An 18,897-nucleotide genomic window follows, 5' to 3' on the forward strand; every position below is an offset into this window, starting at 1 on the left:
GACCCCCTGGTTGGCCTGGCTGCCCGAGTGCGGCTGCACGTTGGCATGGGCGCAGCCGAAGAGCTCCTTCGCCCGCTCGATCGCCAGGCTCTCGGCCAGGTCCACGAACTCGCAGCCCCCGTAGTAGCGCCGCCCCGGATAGCCCTCCGCATACTTGTTGGTCAGCACCGAGCCCTGCGCCTCCAGAACCGCCCGGCTCACGATGTTCTCGGAGGCGATCAGCTCGATCTCGTGGCGCTGCCGGCCCAGCTCGGACCCAATGGCCGCCGCAATCCCAGGGTCGCGCTGCGAAAGTGGCGTGTCGAAGAAGCCTTGGTCCAGCATCCGGGGGATCCTTGTCAGTCGGGTTGCGGCCTCATAGCGGCAACCCGGCATCCGGGCGAGTCGCAAAGCGACGCGATGGCTGACCGATACGCCACCGAGCGGGCGCTTGCGTTTCGCATCGTGGCGGCGGACAACCCATGGGAAACCTGGGGGACGCTCCGGCCCATGCCGTCGCACCGCATCTGCTTCGTGGCCAGCGACGCCCAACTGGCACGCGCGGCCCGGGACCGCCTCGCCGCCAAGTACGGCGAGGTGCCTCTGGACCAGGCCGCCGTGGTGGTCGCCCTGGGCGGCGACGGCTTCATGCTCCAGACGCTGCACGCCGTCGAAGGGCGCGAGGTTCCGGTCTACGGCATGAACCGGGGCACCGTCGGGTTCCTGATGAACGCCTTCCGCGAGGGCGACCTGCGCGAGCGGATCGACCGGGCCGAGCACTTCATCATCAATCCGCTCCGTATGCGCGCCGCCCCCGTGGCGGGCGGCCTGGAGGAAGCGCTGGCGATCAACGAGGTCTCGCTGCTCCGCATGGGGCCCCAGGCCGCCAAGCTCCGGGTCAGCGTCGACGGCAGGGTGCGGATCGAGGAACTGGTCTGCGACGGCGCGCTGGTGGCGACGCCCGCCGGCTCCACCGCCTACAACTACTCGGCCCACGGCCCGGTCCTGCCCATCGGGGCCGAGGTGCTGGCGCTGACCGCCATCGCGCCATTCCGCCCTCGGCGCTGGCGTGGCGCGCTGATCCCCAAGGACGCCCGCGTGCGCTTCGACGTGGTGGACCCCGAGAAGCGCCCCGTCCGCGCCGATGCCGATTCGCGACCCGTGCAGGCGGTGGCCTGGGTCGAGGTCGCCTCCGAGCCCGCCGTCCGGCACCATCTCCTCTTCGATCCGGGCCACGGCCTCGACGAGCGGCTGATCCGCGAGCAGTTCGCCTGACGGGCCTGTTGCGCAGGGGCCGCTAGTCAATAGCGGTCACGTTGCCGACCGTCGAAAGCCTCTATCGCTGTGGCGCTTTTGCCTTGTCGGGGGCCGAAGCCTTTCCTTGCCGCATCGGACCCGCGCTTCGGGCCGACGCCAGCAACGGGGCGACCAAGACGCCCAACGGGAGAACGACGATGACCTTCAAGACCCTTCTCGCGACCGTGGCCCTGACCCTCTCCATCGGGCTGCCGGCCGTGCCCGCGCTCGCCGACGGCGGTGGCCACAACTTCGTCCGCCTCGACCAGTGGGGCGCCCAGAACGGCGTCGGCCTGAGCCAGGACGGACATCGCAACCGCCTGTCGGTGACGCAGGACGGCACCCGCAACACCACCATCGCCACGCAGGACGGCGCCCGCAACCGCACCGCGATCGGGCAGACCGGTTCCTACAACAGCGCGACGACCTCGCAGGCGGGGCGCTGCAACGTCCTTGGCATCGCCCAGTTCGGCTCGGGCAACTCGGCGGACGTGGATCAGGCGGGGCGCTGCAGCGCGATCGGCATCATCCAGACCGGCCGAGGCGGGCAGGTCACGGCGCAGCAGTACGGCCACGGCAACGTCGCCGTGATCGTGCAGGACTGATCCCGCGACCCGGCCATGGGGACGCGCCGACGCGCGTCCCTCCAATCCTGGGAGGACACCCGATGATGAACCGATCCCCCGCTCTGATGGGCCTCATGGCCCTGGCGCTGTCGATCTACGGCCTGGCCCTGGGCGGCCCGGCGGCCCCCACCCAGGCGCAGGAGGCCCCGGGCACTGCCAGCCCGGCCCCGAGCCTTGCGCCAAGCGCGCCCTTCGCCTGCTCCCTCGTCGCCCGCCCCGAGGGCGGCGGGACGGGCCTCGAGGCGCTGCTCCAGGCGCGCGAGGCGATCTCGGCGACCTACGCGCTCAAGGTGCGCGGTCCCGGCGTCTCCATCGACCAGGGGGGCGACCTGAGCCTTGCGGCGGGCGAGACCACGACCCTGGGCCAGGCCAGCATCTCCGGCACGGCCGACAGCCTCGACGCCAGCCTGACCGTCACGGTCGGCGGCCGGACCTATGGCTGCCCTCTCCAGGAGATGTGACTTCACCCCCGGGCGAGAAAGGATCGCCGCCATGTTCCGTCCCATCGCCATCCTCCTCCTCGTCCTTTCGCCCCTCGGGGCCGGGGCCGAGACGCTCTCCGCCACCTGGACCCCGCATGGCGACCGGGCAGGCGAGGCGCTCCGAAGGGCCTTCGAGGCCCAGGCCCTGCGGCGGGGCGCCTCCGTGCTGCAATCCGGCCGGAACAACCAGGCGGCCCTGAGCCAGTCCGGCGCCGACAACCAGGGCCTGATCGTCCAGCGGGGCAGCGGCCATTCCGCGACCCTGGACCAGACCGGCGGCGGCAACGCCTACGCGATCATCCAGCTCGGCCGGGGGGCCCGGACCCAAGTCGCCCAGACCGGCGGGGAAGCGGGCGTCTCGGTGCAATACGGCTGGTGAGGTCGGGAAAACCCGACATTGGCCGCGGCTCGACCCCCTCCTATCCTGTCCGCCGGATCGGACGGAGGAGTGGCCCATGAGGCGGTTGTTCGGAGCGGTGGCGGTGCTTCTGCTGTTGGGCGGGACGGCGTCGGCACAGGACTGGTCGCCGATGGACCCGTCCACGGGAGAGGCCGGCGCCATCACCTGCTCGCCCACGGGCGCCGGGACGGGGGACCTCTGCTTCAGCGTCTCCTGCCGGCCCGGCGAAGACCTCCGGCTCGGTCTGATCCTGCGGGGCGGAGCCCTGCCCGAGGGCTTCGATGCGACCATCGCCGTGGCGGACGGCCAGCCTCCGGTCACCTACGGCTTCGCGGCGGACGGCGACGCCTTCCACGCGCCCATTCCGATGGACGGGATGCTCGGACGGCTCCGCTGGGGCGACTCCGCGACGATCACGCTCGACGCCGCGGCGGGAGGGCTGGTCGTGCCGCTGGGCCTGAAGGGCTCGGCCGACGCTATCGGGGCGGCCATCGCCGCCTGCCCCGTCCCGGGGACCGGCGCCCTTGCCGACCCGATCCTCGACAGCCCGCCGCTGGACGCGACCCCCAGCGACAACCCCGCCGGCGATGCCATCGCCGCCAACGAGGCCTTCTGCACGGACGGAACGCCGGCGGTCGGGCCGGGCTTCCTGCGGCAGGAGGACGTGGACGGCGATGGGCTCAACGATGCGATCCTCGACTTCGGGGCGCTGACCTGCGGCGAATCCCACGACTACTGCGGCTCGGGCGGCTGCACGCAGGAGATCTGGCTGGCCGACCGCGACGGACCTTACCGGCCGCTCCTCTCCGCGCTGATCGAGGAGATCGTGCTGCCCGCGCCGGGCGAGGTCCTGCTCCGGCTCGACGGCTCCGACTGCGGGCTGTCGGGCGCCGAGGCCTGCGAGCGCCGCTACGGGGTGCGGGACGGCGCCCTCGTCGCCGCCCCGTGACCCTTCAGCCGTAGTGAGCCACCGGCGTCCCCGCGATGGCGCTCATGTTGAGCAGCCCTCGCGCGGTGATCGAGGGAGTGGCGATGTGGGCGCGGTTGCCCATGCCCATCAGGATCGGCCCGACCTCGAGCCCCCGGGCCTTCATCTTGAGGATGTTGCGCACGCCCGAGGCGGCGTCCGTGCCCGAGAAGATCAGGATGTTGGCGGCTCCCTCGATCCGCCCGCCGGGCAGGAGCCTCTCCCGGATCTCGGGGTCGAGCGCGGCGTCCACGTTCATCTCGCCCTCGTAGGCGAAGTCGGGCTCGCGTCGGTCGAGGAGATCCAGCGCCGCCCGCATCTTCACGCCCGAGGGCGTGTCGAGGCTCCCGAACTGCGAATGCGAGCAGAGCGCGACCTTGGGCGTGACGCCGAAGCGCCGGGCGTGGCGGACGGCGCCGATGGTGGCGTCCACCACCTGCTCGGGCGTGGGATCGGTGTGGACCTGGGTGTCCGCGATGAAGAGCGGCCCGTCGTCCAGGATCATCAGCGACAGTGCCCCCACCGGCCGCAACCCCCCCCCAGCGCGAGGATCTGGCGGATGTAGGTCAGATGCCAGAGATACTGACCGTAGGTCCCGCAGATGAGGGATTCGGCCTCGCCCCGATGCACCATCACGGCTCCGATGGCGGTGGTGTTGGTGCGGATCACGGTGCGCGCGAGGTCGGGCGTCACGCCGCGCCGGGCCAGGAGCTCGTGGTAGGGGTTCCCCAGTAGTCGCGGTAGCGCGCATCGCTCTCCGGGTTCACCAGCTCGAAGTCGCGGTCCGGGCGATGGGGAGTCCCAGACGCCGGCAGCGGACGTCGATGACCTCGGGGCGACCGATCAGGATCGGCTTGTCGTCGGTCTCCTCCAGCATCGCCGAGGCGGTGCGCAGCACCCCTCTCGTCCTCGCCTTCCGCGAAGACGATCCGGCGCGCGGCGGTCCGGGACGCCTCGAAGACCGGCCGCATGATGAGGGCCGAGCGGAAGACGGACCCGTCGAGCTGCTCCTTGTAGGCCTTCAGGTCCTTGATGGGCCGCGTGGCGACGCCGGTCTCCATCGCAGCCCGCGCCACGGCCGTCGCGACGACGCCCATGAGGCGCGGGTCGAAGGGCTTGGGGATCAGGTAGTCGGGGCCGAAGGCCATGTCCTCGCCGTGGTAGGCGGCGGCGGCCTCGGCGCTGGTCGTCTGGCGCGCGAGCTCCGCGATTCCCTCGATGCAGGCGAGCTTCATCTCGTCGTTGATCGTGGTCGCGCCCGCGTCGAGGGCGCCACGGAAGATGAAGGGGAAGCAGAGGACGTTGTTGACCTGGTTCGGGAAGTCCGACCGTCCCGTCGCGATGACGGCCCCCGGCGCGGCCTCGCGGGCGAGGTCGGGCATGATCTCCGGGTTCGGGTTGGCGAGGGCGAAGATGATCGGCCGCTCGGCCATCCGACGCACCATCGCCTCGGTCAGCACCCCGGGACCCGAGAGGCCGAGGAACATGTCCGCCCCTTCGATGACCTCGATCAGCGACCGGGGCTCGGTCCCCTGTGCGTAGGCCGCCTTCTGTGGCGTCATCTCGGCCTCGCGGCCCTCGTAGACCAGGCCGGCAAGGTCGCAGAGCCAGACGTTCTCGCGCTTCACCCCGAGCTTCACGAGCATGTCGAGGCAGGCGATCCCCGCCGCGCCGCCGCCCGTCGAGACCACCTTGAGGTCCTCGAACCGCTTGCCGAGGACCCGAAGCGCGTTGGTCGTCGCCGCGCCCACCACGATGGCCGTGCCGTGCTGGTCGTCGTGGAAGACCGGAATGTTCATCCGCTCGCGGCAGAGCTTCTCCACCACGAAGCAGTCGGGGGCCTTGATGTCCTCGAGGTTGATGGCGCCGAAGGTCGGCTCCAGGGCGCAGACGATGTCCGCGAGCTTCTCCGGGTCGGGTTCGTTCAGCTCGATGTCGAAGCAGTCGATGTTGGCGAACTTCTTGAAGAGGACCGCCTTGCCTTCCATCACCGGTTTCGACGCGAGCGCCCCGATGTTGCCGAGGCCGAGGACGGCGGTGCCGTTCGACACCACGGCCACGAGGTTGCCCCTCGACGTGTAGTCGCGCGCGGTCGCCGGCTCGGCCTTGATCTCCAGGCAGGCCTCGGCCACGCCGGGCGAGTAGGCGCGGGCCAGGTCGCGGCCGTTGGCGAGCGGCTTGGTCGCCCGGACTTCCAGCTTTCCGGGCCTGGGGAAGCGATGGTAATCGAGTGCCGCCTGCCGCAGCCCCTCCTTGCCCTCGTCGGGGATCCTCTTGCCGTCGTCGGGCATCGCGCCCCTCCCGCCTGCATCGTTGTTTTGACCGCTTTAAGCATGGGCCGCGCCCCTTGCAAAGCCGCGAGGGCTCGCGGAAGGTCGCGGCACCATGACACAAGCTGCCGAGATCCGCGCCGAGGCGCGCCTGCCCACCACCGACCTCCGGGCCGACCTGCCGTTCTTCACCAAGACGCTGAGGATGCGGCTCGACATGATCTACCCGGCGGACAACCCGTCGGTGGCCGTCTTCTCCGGTCACGGCCTGCGGGTCCGCGTGGAGCAGGGGCCGGGGACGCCGGGTGTGCTGCGGCTCCTGACCGACGATGCCGAGTTCGCAGGCGGCCAGAGGGAACTGACCTCGCCGGGCGGCACGCGGGTCGAGGTGGACGAACTCAATCCACCGGTGGTCATGCCCCGGACCGAGCACGCCTTCGTCGTGCGCCGCCTTGCCGACCAGGCGCCCTGGATCATCGGACGCGCGGGGATGCACTACCGCGACCTCGTGCCTTCGCGCCTTGGTGGCGCGATGATCGCGAGCCATATCCGCATCCCGGACGGCGGGCCGGTGCCGGACATGGTGCATTTCCACAAGGTCGGCTTCCAGCTCATCTTCTGCATCAAGGGCTGGGTGGACGTGGTCTACGAGGACCAGGGCGGTCCGCGTCGCCTCACCGCTGGGGATTGCTTCATCCAGCCGCCGCGCATCCGGCACCGGGTCCTTGAGGCGTCGGACGGCATCGAGGTCATCGAGATCGGCGTCCCGGCCGAGCACGTCACCGAGATCGACCACGACATGACGCTTCCGACCCCCGTCGAGCGCCCGGACCGCGAATGGGACGGCCAGCGCTTCGTCCACAACAAGGCCGAGGGGGCGGAGTGGCGACCCTTCCGCCTCTCGGGCTACGAGGCGCGGGACACGACCATCGCCGACGGCACCAAGGGCGTCGCGGGCGTGCAGGTGGTCCGGCCCGGGGCAGGGGAGCACGGCCGGGCGACCCACGACGCCGACATCCTCTTCGGCTTCGTCATGCAGGGTGGCTTCACGCTGGAAGGCGAGGGGAAGGACCCTTACACCCTCAGCGCCGGCGACGCCTTCGTGATCCCGCCCGGCATGGCGACCCGCTGGGCCGGGCCCTCCTCGGATCTGGAGGTGCTGGAGGTGACGCTGCCGGGCCGGTTCCGGACCGCTCCCGTGGAGATCCCGGCGTAACATCGCGCCGGGTCCGCCTGCCCACGTCTTGCGCCCGGCCCGTTCCGTGCCCCAAGTTGCACCCGAACGTTAAGGAGCCCTGCCATGACCCTTCTTGAGGCCGCCGCCGAGGTGCGCGAGCGGGCCTACGCCCCCTATTCCAACTTCAAGGTGGGCGCGGCGATCCGGGCGGAGTCGGGCCGGGTCTACCAGGGCGTCAACGTCGAGAACGCCGCCTACCCGGAAGGAACCTGCGCCGAGGCCGGGGCCATCGCCGCCATGATCGCGGGCGGCGATACCCGCATCGCCGAGATCGCCGTGATCGCCGACGCGCCGCGCCCGGTGCCCCCTTGTGGCGGCTGCCGCCAGAAGCTCGCGGAGTTCGGGGCCGGAGACGTCAAGGTGACGCTCGCCACGACGCGCGGCGCCGTTCAGGAGACCAGCATCGCCGAACTCCTGCCCGGCGCCTTCACGGACAAGGACATGGCGTGATGGATCCCCGGCTCGACGCGCGCTGGGTCAACGGGCGGCTCCGCCGGGGCGAGGTGCCTACGGAGGCGGAGCTGCGCTGGTTCGCGCGTGGGCTCGCCTCCGGTGCAGTGACGGACGCGCAGGCCGGGGCCTTCGCGATGGGCGTCTGCCTGCGGGGCCTGGGCGAGCAGGGGCGCGTGGCGCTGACTCTCGGGATGCGGGACTCCGGGCGCGTTCTGGACTGGCGGCTCGACAAGCCCGTGCTCGACAAGCACTCGACGGGCGGCGTGGGGGACGCGGTCTCGCTGATCCTCGCTCCCGCGCTGGCCGCCTGCGGGGTGGCGGTGCCGATGATCTCGGGCAGAGGTCTCGGCCATACCGGTGGGACGCTCGACAAGATGGAGGCGATCCCGGGCGTGGAGCCGAAGGTCTCGGAGGACCTCCTGCGCCTGATCGTGGCCGAGGTCGGCTGCGCCATCGCCGGGGCCACGGCCGAGATCGCGCCCGCCGACCGGCGGCTCTATGCCATCCGTGACGTGAGCGGCACGGTCGAGAGCATCGACCTCATCACCGCCTCGATCCTGTCGAAGAAGCTCGCCGCCGGGCTTGAGGGGCTAGTGCTCGACGTGAAGGTCGGCTCCGGCGCCTTCATGAAGACCGAGGCCGAGGCCCGAGCCTTGGCCGAGTCGCTCGTGGCGACCGCGAACGGGGCCGGGTGCTCGACAGCGGCCCTCGTCACGGACATGGACGAGCCGCTCTGTCCGGCGCTCGGGAACGCGGTCGAGGTCGCGGTCTGCCTCGAGGTCATGGACGGCCGGCGCGAGATGGCGCCTCGGCTTCACGACCTGACCGTGGCGCTGGGCGGCCGCCTCCTGGCGCTCGCGGGCGAGGAGGAGGGCGAGGGAGAGGAGCGCATCGCCCATGCCATCGCTTCGGGCGCCGCGATGGAGCGGTTCGAGCGGATGGTCGCGATGATGGGCGGGCCGGCGGACCTGTCGGCGACATGGCGGGAGAGGCTGCCGCGTGCCCCGGTGGTCCTGGAGGTGACGTCGGAGCAGGACGGGTTCGTCAATGCCTTCGACGGCGAGGCGCTGGGCCTCGTCGTCGTCGGACTTGGCGGCGGGCGCACCAAGGAGACCGATCCCGTCGATCCCGCCGTGGGGCTGACCGACGTGCCGCGCCGAGGCCAGCGCGTCCGGTGTGGCGATCTCCTGGCGCGCGTCCATGCCCGTGACGAGGGAGCCGCCCGATCCGCGATGGGGGCCGTCCTTGCGGCCATCCGGATCGGCGAGGCGCCAGACTTGGGGCCCCTGGTGCGGGAGCGGGTGGGATGAGCCGGGCCTTCCTCGTCGTCATGGACTCCGTCGGCATCGGCGGTGCGCCGGATGCCGGATCGTTCTTCAACGGCGACGTGCCCGACACCGGAGCCAACACCGTGGGCCACATCGCTCAGGCGGTCAGGCTCAAGGTGCCGACCCTCGCCGCGATGGGCCTCGGCCCCGCCATCAAGCTCGCCTCCGGGCTGGATGCGCCCGGCCTCGGCGGCCCGGTCACGGGCGCATGGGGCGCCGCGACCGAGGTCTCGAAGGGCAAGGACACGCCCTCCGGCCATTGGGAGCTCGCCGGGGTCCTCGTCCCCTGGGACTGGACCTACTTCCCCGACGCCGAGCCCGCCTTCCCGCCCGACCTCGTAGCCGAGGTCTGCCGCCTTGCCGGGACGGAGGGCATCCTCGGCAACAGGCACGCCTCCGGCACCGCCATCATCGACGAACTGGGCGAGGAGCACCTGCGGACCGGCTGGCCGATCTGCTACACCTCCGTCGACTCGGTCTTCCAGATCGCCGCCCACGAGGAGAGGTTCGGCCTCGACCGCCTGATCGCGCTCTGCCGCGACCTCGCGCCGACGCTTCACGCGATGAGGGTCGGGCGGGTCATCGCGCGCCCCTTCCTCGGCGGCCCCGGGACCTTCAAGCGCACCCCGCATCGACGGGACTTCGCCATCGCGCCACCCGCGCCCACGCTCTGCGACTGGGTCCACGAGGCTGGGCTCAGGGTTCACGCGGTCGGAAAGATCGGCGACATCTTCTCCATGCGCGGCATCGACACGCTGTCCAAGGGACCTGACCGAGACCTGATGGGCCACCTTCATCGGCTCGCGGACGAGGCGGAGGACGGCTCGCTCACCTTCGCCAACTTCGTGGAGTTCGATACCGACTACGGCCACCGCCGCGACCCTGCCGGCTACGCCCGGCAACTCGAATGGTTCGACGCCGGGATCGCTGAACTCCTGCTCAAGCTGCGCGACGGCGACCTCCTCGTCATCACGGCGGATCACGGCAACGACCCGACCTGGACGGGCACGGACCACACGCGCGAGCGGGTGCCAGTGCTGATGCGTGGGGTCGGCGCGCGGGAACTGGGCCTCATCGGCTTCGTGGACGTGGGCGCCTCGGTCGCCGCGCATCTGGGCGTGCCGAGCCTGGGGCCTGGAAGGAGCGTGCTGTGAGCTGGCGGGACCTCCCCAAGGTCGAGCTGCACCTCCATCTCGAAGGCGCCGCGCCGCCCGCCTTCATCCGGGGCCTCGCGGCCGAGAAGGGCATCGACATCTCGGGCATCTTCGACGAGCGCGGCCGCTACCGGACCGGGACCTTCGAGCATTTCCTCAAGGTCTACGAAGCCGCCTGCACGGTGCTGACCTCGCCCGAGGATTACCGCCGGCTCACGCTTGCCGTGCTGGAGGAGAGCGCCGCGAACGGCGTCGTCTACTCCGAGACGTTCCTGTGCCCCGACTTCTGCGGCGGGGGCGACGTGGCCGCCTGGCGCGACCACCTCGCCGCCATCGAGGACGCCGCGCGCGAGGCCGAGGTCCGGGACGGCATCACCTTGCGCGGCATCGTGACCTGCATCCGTCATTTCGGGCCGGACCAGGCGAAGCGCGTGGCGCGCTGCGCGGCCGAGACGATGGGCGGCTTCGTGACCGGCTTCGGCATGGCGGGGGCCGAGACGGTGGGCAGGCCCAAGGACTACGCCTGGAGCTTCGACTGCGCGCGGGAGGCCGGGCTGCGCCTCACCTGCCATGCCGGGGAATGGGGAGGGCCCGACACGGTGACCGACACCCTGCGCGACCTTCGCCCCGAGCGGATCGGCCACGGCATCGCCGCCGCCAAGGACCCCGCGCTGATGGAGCGCCTGGCCGAGGACGACATCGTACTGGAGGTCTGCCCCGGTTCCAACGTCTACCTTGGTGCCGTGCCCTCCTGGGAAAAGCACCCCATCGAGACCCTGCGCGGGCGCGAGGTGAAGGTCACCGTCTCGACCGATGACCCGCCCTTCTTCGGCACGACCATGACCCGCGAATGGGAGATGCTGGAGAGGACCTTCCAGTGGAACGAGGACGACCTCGCGGCGCTGAACCGGGTGGCGCTTGACGCGGCGTTCTGCGACGACGCCACAAAGGACCGCATCCGCAAGAGACTGGAGGCCGCATGACCGACTCGCCCGACCTCGCCCCGAACACCCCCGTGCAGCCCGTCGCCGCACCGTCCGTGGCGCCCGCCGGCGTCACCGTGGTCGATCACCCGCTGGTGCAGCACAAGCTCACGCTGATGCGGGAGCACGACACTTCCACGGCCTCGTTCCGCCGCCTCCTGCGCGAGATCAGCCTGCTCCTCGCCTACGAGGTCACGCGGACGCTCCCGATGACCACCAAGCGGATCAGCACGCCTCTGACCGAGATGGACGCGCCCACCATCGAGGGGAAGAAGCTCGCGCTCATCTCGATCCTGCGGGCCGGCAATGGCTTGATGGACGGCATCCTCGACCTCATCCCGGCGGCGCGGGTGGGCTTCGTGGGACTCTACCGCGACCCGGAGACGCTTCAGCCGGTGCAGTACTACTTCAAGGTGCCGGGCCAACTTGAGGACCGCATCTCCATCGTGGTGGATCCGATGCTCGCGACAGGGAACTCCTCCGCAGCGGCGGTGGACCTGCTCAAGCAGGCGGGGGCCAGGGACATCCGCTTCCTCTGCCTCCTCGCCGCGCCCGAAGGCATCCGGCGGATGCAGGAGGCGCATCCCGACGTGCCCATCATCACGGCGGCCATCGACAGCCACCTGAACGACCACGGCTACATCGTCCCGGGCCTGGGCGACGCCGGCGACCGGATGTTCGGGACGAAGTAGATCATTAACAGACTGTTGCCGGAGCGGCGACTTCACGTCGCGGGGGTCCCGTGGCACGGTCCCCGGGCCAGCCCCGGGGAAGGGCGAACGATCGGTCGGTCGCCGCTGCGGGAGGGAGAGGGCCCGCCGCGGACCCCTTCTCCGGAGGCGGCGCCTCAGCCCCCCTCGCAGATGCCCTGGAGCGCCACCCATTCCGAGTCGGTGAGGAGGATGGGCGGCTCCTGGGCCGCATGGGCGTCGGCGGCCAGGAGGTCGGCCACGCCGGCCCCGGTCGGGTCGCGGTCGAGGGCATAGGGCTTCAGCGGCACCTGCGCCTGCGAGAAGGCGGGGCCCAGCCGGTCGGCGCCGAGGGCCGGCGCGGGCGCGGCCAGCAGGTCCTCGGCGTGGCGGGCCAGCGCGTCGGGATCGAGATCGCCGGTAGCCAGCAGCTTCAGCGTCGCCCAGAGTCCCACGTCGTCGAGCAGCCGGGCGAGCGGATCGTCGCCCGCCGCCACGCGGGCCGCGAGAAGCTGCCCCGCGACCACGGCAGGCTCGGCCGCGCGCTCCACCATCTCGCGTGACAGGATCGTGATGCCGCCCGGCAGCTCGATCGGCGAAGCGGGGCCGAGCGGCAGGACGACGGCCTGACCCCCGTTCCCCAGGGCGCGATCATGCAGCCGGGCCAGCGCCTCCGCGCCGAGGGGGTCGCGGCAGGCACCGCCGAGCGTCCGCTGGAGGTGGCCGAGGATCGTGGCGCCGATCTCGGTCCGCTTGGCATCCGGCACGACGGCGAGTGCCTCCCGCTGCAGCGCTCCGGGGAGCCAGAGGACCGCTCCGGCCAGCGCGGCCGCGACGACCAACCAACCCGCCACCCAGCGGATCTGGCGCGGCGCGGCGGCCTGCCCCTTGGCGACGGCGGCGCGGACCGTCTCGATGGCCGAGACCATGGTGTCGTCCTCGACCTCCAGCGTCTCGGAGCCGTCGATGTCGGGCGCATATAGAGCCGGCGCGGCGCCGGGGTTCAGGCGCGTGATCGCGGGGAGCGACCAATGGGTCAGCGGCAGGCCCGCCGAATCCGACAGCACCAGCGTCGCCTTGCCGAACGAGACCACGACCTCGCGGCCCGCGTCGCCTGGACCCGTGCGCCAGAGTCCCGTGGTTTCGAGCCGGGCGTATTGGGAAAGGGCGGTCATGATCCTCGGGAACGAACTGGCCGCACCATATCCCGGGCCGCCAGGGAAGTGGAAGGTGCGGCGGGGCCCCCTGGAAATGTCGCTTCCGGGCGGTTCCCATGCCACGGGCCCGGTTAGGGAGGCACGAAGGCAAGGAGGCGGGCATGGAGGCGGGGGCGGAGCGGCCGGCGCTGGCGGCGGTGCTGGTGGTGGGGACGATGGCGCTCTACGGGCTCATCGACAACTTCATGCGGCTCGTCACCGCGGAGGCGGGGCTCTGGCAGTTCCACTTCCTGCGCGCGGGGCTGGCGGTCGCGATCCTGGTCCCCATGGCCTGGGCCTTCGGCGCGACGCTCCGCCCACGACGGCCCTCGCGGGTGCTGGCGCGATCGCTGCTCAACTCGGGGGCCATGGTGATCTATTTCGGGGCCCTGGGCTTCATGCCCATCGCGCAGGTCGTGGCGGGGCTCTTCACCGCGCCGCTCTTCGTCGTGCTGTTCTCGGTGACGCTGTTCGGCGAGAGGGTGGGGCCCTGGCGGACCTTCGCGGTGATCCTGGGCTTCGCGGGCATCCTCCTCGCGCTCGGGCTGGACGCCGAGGACATGACCGGCTGGACGCTGCTGCCGGTGCTGGCGGGGGCGCTCTACGGGCTCGGGAACCTCGCGACGCGGAAGTGGTGCGCGGGCGAGGGGACGCTGGTGCTCCTCGGGGGCTTCTTCGTCATGATGTTCGCATGGGGGGCCCTGGGGTGCCTCGTGCTCTGGCTCAATCCCCTGCCGGTGGCGGAGGGGGCCGCGGGATGGGCCACGCGCGGCTGGGTGGCGCCCGGCGGCCTGTTCCTCGTGGTCATCGTGGTGCAGGGGGTGGGGTCGCTCGCGGGCGTGGGGATGCTCGTCCGTGCCTATCAGGTCGCCAACGCGACCCTCGTGGCCGTGTTCGAGAACGCGCTCCTCGTCTTCGCGACGATCTGGGCCGCGATCCTCTGGGGCGAGGTGCCGGGGCCGGTCGAGGCGCTGGGGTTGGTCCTCGTGACGGCGGCGGGGATGCTGATCGCGCTGCGCGAGCCCAGGGCGGCGCATCAGCGCGAGGAGGCGTGAGCCCCCTCGCGCCACTGGCAGGTCACGCGGCCTTCTTCGCTTCGCCGAGGCGGCCGTAGAAGCTGTCGCCCCGCTCGGCCATTTCGCGCAGGAGCTGGGGCGGAGCGAACCGCTCGCCATGCTCCCGCGCCAGCTCTTCGGCCCGCTCCACCGCGTAGGGCGCGCCCAGGATGTCGAGCCAGGAGAAGGGGCCGCCGGACCAGGGCGCGAAGCCCCAGCCGAGGATCGCGCCCACGTCGCCCTCGCGGATGTCGGTGAGGACGCCCTGTTCGAGAGCGCGGACGGCCTCGAGCGCCTGCACGAAGAGGAGCCGCTCCTGAACCTCCTGGAGGCTCGGCTGGGCCCCGGCGCGCGGGAACCGGTTCGCGAGGCCCTCCCAGAGGCCGGTCCGCTCGCCCTTCTCGTCGTAGGCGTAGAAGCCCGCCTTGGCCTTGCGGCCGAGGCGGCCCTCGTCGGCCATGGGGAAGAGGACCTGATCGACGGCCTCGTCCTTGTAGGCGTCGCCGAGCGCGGCCCTGGTCGCCTTGGCGATCTTCACGCCGAGGTCGAGCGAGGTCTCGTCGATCAGTTGCAGCGGCCCGATCGGCATCCCGGCCATCTGGGCCGCGTGCTCGATGAGGGCGGGGGAGACGCCCTCGGCCACCATGCGGATGCCCTCGTTCAGGTAGGGGATGATGCAGCGGTTCGCGTAGAAGAAGCGCGCGTCGTGCACGACGATGGGCGTCTTGCCGATCTGGCGTGCGAAGTCGAGCGCCTTGGCGACGGCGCGGTCGCCGGTCTCCCGCCCCCGGATGATCTCCACGAGCTGCATCTTGTCCACGGGGGAGAAGAAGTGGATGCCGATGAACTGGTCGGGCTTGTCCGATGCCTTGGCGAGCTCGCTGATCGGGAGCGTCGAAGTGTTGGTCGCGAAGACGCAGTCCTGCGGGATGTGCGCCAGCACCTTGCGCGTGACTTCGGCCTTGACGCGAGGGTCCTCGAAGACGGCCTCGACGATCAGGTCGCAGGAGGAGAGCGCGCCGTGGTCCGTCGTGGGCTCGATGCGGTCGAGGACCTCGGCCCTGCGCGCCTCGGTGATCCTGCGGCGCGAGAGGTCCTTGTCGAGGAGCTTCTCGGAGGCGGCCTTGCCGCGGTCGGCGGCCTCCTGCGTCGAGTCGATCAGGATGACCTCGATTCCCGCCTGCGCCGCGACATGGGCGATCCCCGCGCCCATCATGCCGGCGCCGAGGACCCCCAGACGCCGGACCTTCTGGTCGGGGATGTCGGCGGGACGGCGCGCGCCCTTCTGGAGCGCCTGCATGTTGATGAACAGCGACCGGATCATCGCCGAGGAGGAGGGGTTCATCAGCACGTTGGTGAACCACCGCGCCTCGATCTTGAGCGCATTATCGAAGTTGACCAGCGCCCCCTCGTAGATGGCCGACAGCATCGCCTTCGCGGCGGGGTAGGCGCCGAGCGTCTTGCCATTCACCATGGCCGAGGCGCCGGCGAAGGTCTGGAACCCTGCCGGATGGTAGGGCGTGCCGCCCGGCATCCTGTAGTCCTTGCGGTCCCAGGGCTTCGCCAGCTCCCCGCCCACATTGGCCAGGACCCAGGCTCGGGCGCGGTCCATCAGCTCCTCGGCCGGCACGACCTCGTCCACGAGGCCCGCCGCCTTGGCCGCCTGCGGGTCGAGCGTCTTCCCTTCGAGGAGGGTGGGCGCGGCGGCCAGCACCCCCATCTTGCGCACGACCCGAGTCGTGCCGCCCGCGCCCGGGAAGATGCCGACCTTGATCTCCGGCAGGCCGATCTTGGCCTTGGGATTGTCCGCCGCGAAGATGCGGTGGCAGGCGAGCGGAATCTCGTAGCCGATGCCGAGCGCGGTACCGGGAAGCGCTGCCGCCACGGGCTTGCCGCCCTTCAGCGTCTTGGGGTCCATGCCCGCGCGCTCGATCCGGCGGAGCGCCTTGTGCATGGACATGATGCCCTCGAAAAGGCCGCGCGCCGGCTCGTCTCCGGCGTTGTCCTTCATCGCCGCGATGACGTTGAGGTCCATGCCGGCGGCGAAGTCCTTCTTCCCGGACGTGACCACGATCCCCTTCACCTCGGGGGTCGGCCAGCGCCTGCTCCATGCAGGCATCGAGCTCCTTCAGCGACTCGAGGTTCAGGACGTTCATGGAGCGGCCGGGCATGTCCCAGGTCACGACGGCCACGCCATCGGGGTCCTTGCGCAGGGTGAAGTCGGTCATGGGACGAGGCTCCTGTGGCGGAAATGCGGGCAGGGCGCCGCAAGGGACGCCCCGAGGTCCGGCGAATCGTAGCGGATCAAGCGATCCGGGCCGCGGACTGGTCGGAGGGAAGCTGGACGAGGTCCATCATCTCGATGCGAAGACAGCCATCCGGCGCGACCGCCATGAAGTAGACGGTCCCATGGTTGGCCTCCTCGACATGGCCGCCGAAGTGGTAGAGCCAGCGGAGCCAGACCCGGAACCGGCTCCTGCTTGGCATCTCGATGGCAGAGATGCGGGGCGTCATGGCCGTCATGCCGGACGCCAGCGCGGCCGCTCGGCGGTCGGCCAGGTAGTCCCGGAACAACCCAGGGTCGTGCATCACGACGAGTTGGCCGTCCATCTCTATGGGACAGGGAAAGGACCAGACGCTGGCCATCTCCTCCAGGCGTCCATCGACGAAACGCTCGCCCATCTCGGCGAAGAAAGCCGTGACCCCGAGGGGTCGTCGGTCCGCATCCTCCATCAGGCCCCCTTGGCGCCGCCGCCTTGGCGCCATGCCGGATCATGTCACGATCCTGACGCGACAATGCAGCAAGATTATGGCAGAGGCCAGGGTGGCCACGGCGTCAGATCCTTTCGATAATGGTCGCGGCGCCCATGCCCGAGGCGACGCAGAGCGTTGCGAGTCCGACGCCCTTGCCCTGCCGCTCGAGCTCGTCGAGGAGCGTGCCGATGATGATGGCCCCGGTGGCGCCCAGCGGGTGCCCCATGGCGATGGCGCCACCGTTCACGTTCACGGTCTCCTCGTCGAGGTCGAAGGACCGAATGTAGCTGAGCGCAACGGAGGCGAAGGCCTCGTTGATCTCGAAGAGGTCGATGTCGCCGATCCCCATCCCCGATTCGCGCAGGATCTTCTCGGTCGCGGGCATCGGGCCGGTCAGCATGATCGTGGGGTCCGAGCCGACCTTGGCCGTGGCCCTGATGCGGGCACGAGGCTTGAGCCCATGCCTCTCGCCGAACTCCTTGGTGCCCAACAGGATGCCCGCCGAGCCATCCACGATGCCCGAGGAGTTGCCGGCGTGGTGGATGTGCTCGATGCGCTCGAACTCCGGGTAGCGGAGCAGCGCCACCTTGTCGAAGCCGGGCATGACCTCGCCCATGGCGCGGAACGAGGGCTCCAGCGCCCCCAAGGCCTGCATGTCCGTCTGGGGGCGCATGTATTCGTCATGCCCGAGGATGGTCAGGCCGTTCTGGTCCCTGACCGGCACGACGGCGCTGGCGAAGCGCCCCTCGTCCCAGGCCTTCTTCGCGCGCTTCTGGCTCTGCACCGCGAAGGCGTCGGCCTCGTCCCGGGTGATGCCGAACTTGGTGGCCAGCAGGTCCGCGCCGATTCCCTGCGGCACGAAGTAGGTCTCCATGGCGAGGCTCGGGTCCACCGCGATGGCGCCCCCGTCCGAGCCCATGGGCACCCGCCCCATCATCTCCACGCCGCCCGCGATGTAGGCCTCGCCCGCGCCGCCCCGGAGCTGGTTGGCCGCAAGGTTCACCGCCTCCATCCCGGAGGCGCAAAAGCGATTGATCGACAGGCCCGGCACGCTCTGGTCGAGGGAGGAGGCCAGCACCGCCGACCGCGCGAGGCAGCCGCCTTGCTCGCCCACCTGGGCCACGTTGCCCCAGATCACGTCCTCGATGGCATCGGCGGGGAGATCGTTCCTCTCGCGCAGGGCGTCGAGCACCCCGGCCGAGAGCCGCAGCGCTGTGACCTCGTGGAGCGAGCCGTCGGGCTTGCCCTTGCCGCGCGGGGTGCGGATCGCGTCGTAGATATAGGCGTCGGGCATGGCTCTCTCCGTCAGCTCGCCTTGAGCGTGGGGCTCCGCCCCTCCCGCCTCGGCATCATGTCATAAGGGTGCTTCCAGCCCGGCAGGGCGGCGATCCGGTCGAGCCAGGCGTCGATGGCCGGCCACTCCGCTCGATCGAAGCCGAAGGGCTCGGGGTAGTAGAGGTAGCCGCAGCAGGCGAGGTCGCCGATGGTCGGCCCCTCGCCGGTGAGCCAGGGGGTCCGTTGGAGCTGGCTCTCGAGGACATGGAAAGCGCCGCGCAGGCGGGCCGTCAGCCACTCGACGACCTCAGGGACCTGCTTGTCCCTGGGCAGGAAGTTCATGTGGAACCGCAGCGCCCCGGCCTGGCCCGAGACCTTGTGATTGTCGAACAGCACCCAGCGCAGCGCCTCGTCGCGGTCTCCGAGGAACTTGCCCGACCGCTCGGCCGCCCAGAGCTGGATGACGCCGGACTGGGTCATCACCCGGTCGCCATCGACCAGCACCGGCGCCTCGCCCATCACGTTGACCTCCCGGAACTCCGGGCTGCGCGAGGCGCCGTGGAAGAAGTCCACCCAGACCGGCTCCCAGTCGAGGCCGCAGAGGGTGAGCGTCAGCGCCGCCTTGTAGGAGTTGCCGGACTCGCCGAAGCACTGGAGCTGGACGGTCATGCCCGGGCCACCGAGCCCGCCCGGTCGCCGTGTTGGATGCCTCTGCGTCCCATCCGCCGTTTCTCCCCCAAAGCAGTCGGCTCG

16 protein-coding genes and 3 pseudogenes are annotated in these 18,897 nt (G+C 70.9%); 12 read left to right on the plus strand and 7 right to left on the minus strand.

The features are described from left to right. Window positions 1-324, minus strand: a pseudogene (glyA, locus tag RUMESO_RS13135) (serine hydroxymethyltransferase); the annotation flags it as partial. Window positions 325-489: 165 nt separating this feature from the next. Here glyA and RUMESO_RS13140 point away from each other — a divergent pair. The 5 genes from RUMESO_RS13140 to RUMESO_RS13160 all read left to right on the plus strand — a co-directional run bounded on the left by RUMESO_RS13140 (window position 490) and on the right by RUMESO_RS13160 (window position 3,732). Then, entirely contained in the window at window positions 490-1,254 is a 765-nt protein-coding gene (locus RUMESO_RS13140) for an NAD kinase (protein WP_037280974.1), read from the plus strand. A 179-nt stretch (window positions 1,255-1,433) separates the two neighbouring features. Then, window positions 1,434-1,880, plus strand: coding sequence for a hypothetical protein (locus tag RUMESO_RS13145; protein WP_037280915.1), 447 nt, complete (start codon window positions 1,434-1,436; stop codon window positions 1,878-1,880). Window positions 1,881-1,942: 62 nt separating this feature from the next. Beyond that, window positions 1,943-2,362 carry a curli-like amyloid fiber formation chaperone CsgH gene (csgH, locus tag RUMESO_RS13150; RefSeq protein ID WP_037280917.1) on the plus strand — a complete coding sequence of 140 codons (420 nt, stop codon included), beginning with the start codon at window positions 1,943-1,945 and terminating at the stop codon, window positions 2,360-2,362. A gap of 31 nt (window positions 2,363-2,393) precedes the next feature. After that, complete coding sequence (locus RUMESO_RS13155) at window positions 2,394-2,762, plus strand: hypothetical protein (RefSeq protein WP_051521313.1); 369 nt, start codon at window positions 2,394-2,396, stop codon at window positions 2,760-2,762. Window positions 2,763-2,838: 76 nt separating this feature from the next. Then, the gene (locus RUMESO_RS13160; RefSeq protein WP_037280919.1) at window positions 2,839-3,732 is read left to right on the plus strand and encodes a hypothetical protein; all 894 of its coding nucleotides are present in this window, start codon (window positions 2,839-2,841) and stop codon (window positions 3,730-3,732) included. A 4-nt stretch (window positions 3,733-3,736) separates the two neighbouring features. Here the strand turns inward: RUMESO_RS13160 and RUMESO_RS13165 are convergent. After that, window positions 3,737-6,041: pseudogene (locus tag RUMESO_RS13165) on the minus strand (NADP-dependent malic enzyme). 94 nt (window positions 6,042-6,135) lie between these two features. Here RUMESO_RS13165 and RUMESO_RS13170 point away from each other — a divergent pair. From RUMESO_RS13170 to upp, 6 genes are all read left to right on the plus strand, one after another. Beyond that, a complete protein-coding gene (locus tag RUMESO_RS13170) occupies window positions 6,136-7,236 on the plus strand; it encodes a cupin domain-containing protein (protein ID WP_037280921.1) in 1,101 nt (366 codons plus the stop codon). A gap of 84 nt (window positions 7,237-7,320) precedes the next feature. Further along, window positions 7,321-7,707, plus strand: a complete 387-nt coding sequence (locus RUMESO_RS13175) for a cytidine deaminase (RefSeq protein WP_037280923.1) — start codon at window positions 7,321-7,323, stop codon at window positions 7,705-7,707. Continuing rightward, complete coding sequence (locus tag RUMESO_RS13180) at window positions 7,707-9,020, plus strand: thymidine phosphorylase (protein ID WP_037280925.1); 1,314 nt, start codon at window positions 7,707-7,709, stop codon at window positions 9,018-9,020. Before RUMESO_RS13175 ends, RUMESO_RS13180 begins: the two co-directional genes overlap by 1 nt. Further along, window positions 9,017-10,192 carry a phosphopentomutase gene (locus tag RUMESO_RS13185; protein ID WP_037280926.1) on the plus strand — a complete coding sequence of 392 codons (1,176 nt, stop codon included), beginning with the start codon at window positions 9,017-9,019 and terminating at the stop codon, window positions 10,190-10,192. Before RUMESO_RS13180 ends, RUMESO_RS13185 begins: the two co-directional genes overlap by 4 nt. Continuing rightward, complete coding sequence (locus RUMESO_RS13190; RefSeq protein ID WP_037280928.1) at window positions 10,189-11,175, plus strand: adenosine deaminase; 987 nt, start codon at window positions 10,189-10,191, stop codon at window positions 11,173-11,175. The genes RUMESO_RS13185 and RUMESO_RS13190 overlap by 4 nt, the downstream gene beginning before the upstream one ends. Further along, window positions 11,172-11,867 (plus strand): uracil phosphoribosyltransferase, encoded by a 696-nt coding sequence (gene upp / locus RUMESO_RS13195; protein WP_082484029.1) that lies wholly within the window; start codon window positions 11,172-11,174, stop codon window positions 11,865-11,867. The genes RUMESO_RS13190 and upp overlap by 4 nt, the downstream gene beginning before the upstream one ends. A gap of 155 nt (window positions 11,868-12,022) precedes the next feature. Here upp and RUMESO_RS13200 read toward each other — a convergent pair whose 3' ends face one another. Further along, a complete protein-coding gene (locus tag RUMESO_RS13200) occupies window positions 12,023-13,039 on the minus strand; it encodes a hypothetical protein (protein ID WP_037280930.1) in 1,017 nt (338 codons plus the stop codon). A 143-nt stretch (window positions 13,040-13,182) separates the two neighbouring features. On the opposite strand from RUMESO_RS13200, the gene RUMESO_RS13205 reads away from it, so the two are divergent. Next, a complete protein-coding gene (locus RUMESO_RS13205) occupies window positions 13,183-14,115 on the plus strand; it encodes a DMT family transporter (RefSeq protein ID WP_037280932.1) in 933 nt (310 codons plus the stop codon). Between the two features lie 22 nt (window positions 14,116-14,137). Here RUMESO_RS13205 and RUMESO_RS13210 read toward each other — a convergent pair. The 4 genes and pseudogenes from RUMESO_RS13210 to RUMESO_RS13225 form a co-directional block, all read right to left on the minus strand. Beyond that, window positions 14,138-16,343 (minus strand): annotated as a pseudogene (locus tag RUMESO_RS13210) (3-hydroxyacyl-CoA dehydrogenase NAD-binding domain-containing protein). Window positions 16,344-16,419: 76 nt separating this feature from the next. Next, window positions 16,420-16,848: a hypothetical protein gene (locus RUMESO_RS13215; RefSeq protein ID WP_037280934.1), complete on the minus strand. Its 429-nt coding sequence runs from the start codon at window positions 16,846-16,848 to the stop codon at window positions 16,420-16,422. A gap of 103 nt (window positions 16,849-16,951) precedes the next feature. Continuing rightward, on the minus strand, window positions 16,952-18,163 hold the full coding sequence (locus tag RUMESO_RS13220; protein WP_037280936.1) for an acetyl-CoA C-acetyltransferase: 1,212 nt from the start codon (window positions 18,161-18,163) through the stop codon (window positions 16,952-16,954). 11 nt (window positions 18,164-18,174) lie between these two features. Then, a complete protein-coding gene (locus RUMESO_RS13225) occupies window positions 18,175-18,813 on the minus strand; it encodes a glutathione S-transferase family protein (protein WP_037280938.1) in 639 nt (212 codons plus the stop codon). Window positions 18,814-18,897: the final 84 nt, after the last annotated feature.

Source organism: Rubellimicrobium mesophilum DSM 19309, from assembly GCF_000600335.2.
Lineage (GTDB): Bacteria > Pseudomonadota > Alphaproteobacteria > Rhodobacterales > Rhodobacteraceae > Rubellimicrobium > Rubellimicrobium mesophilum.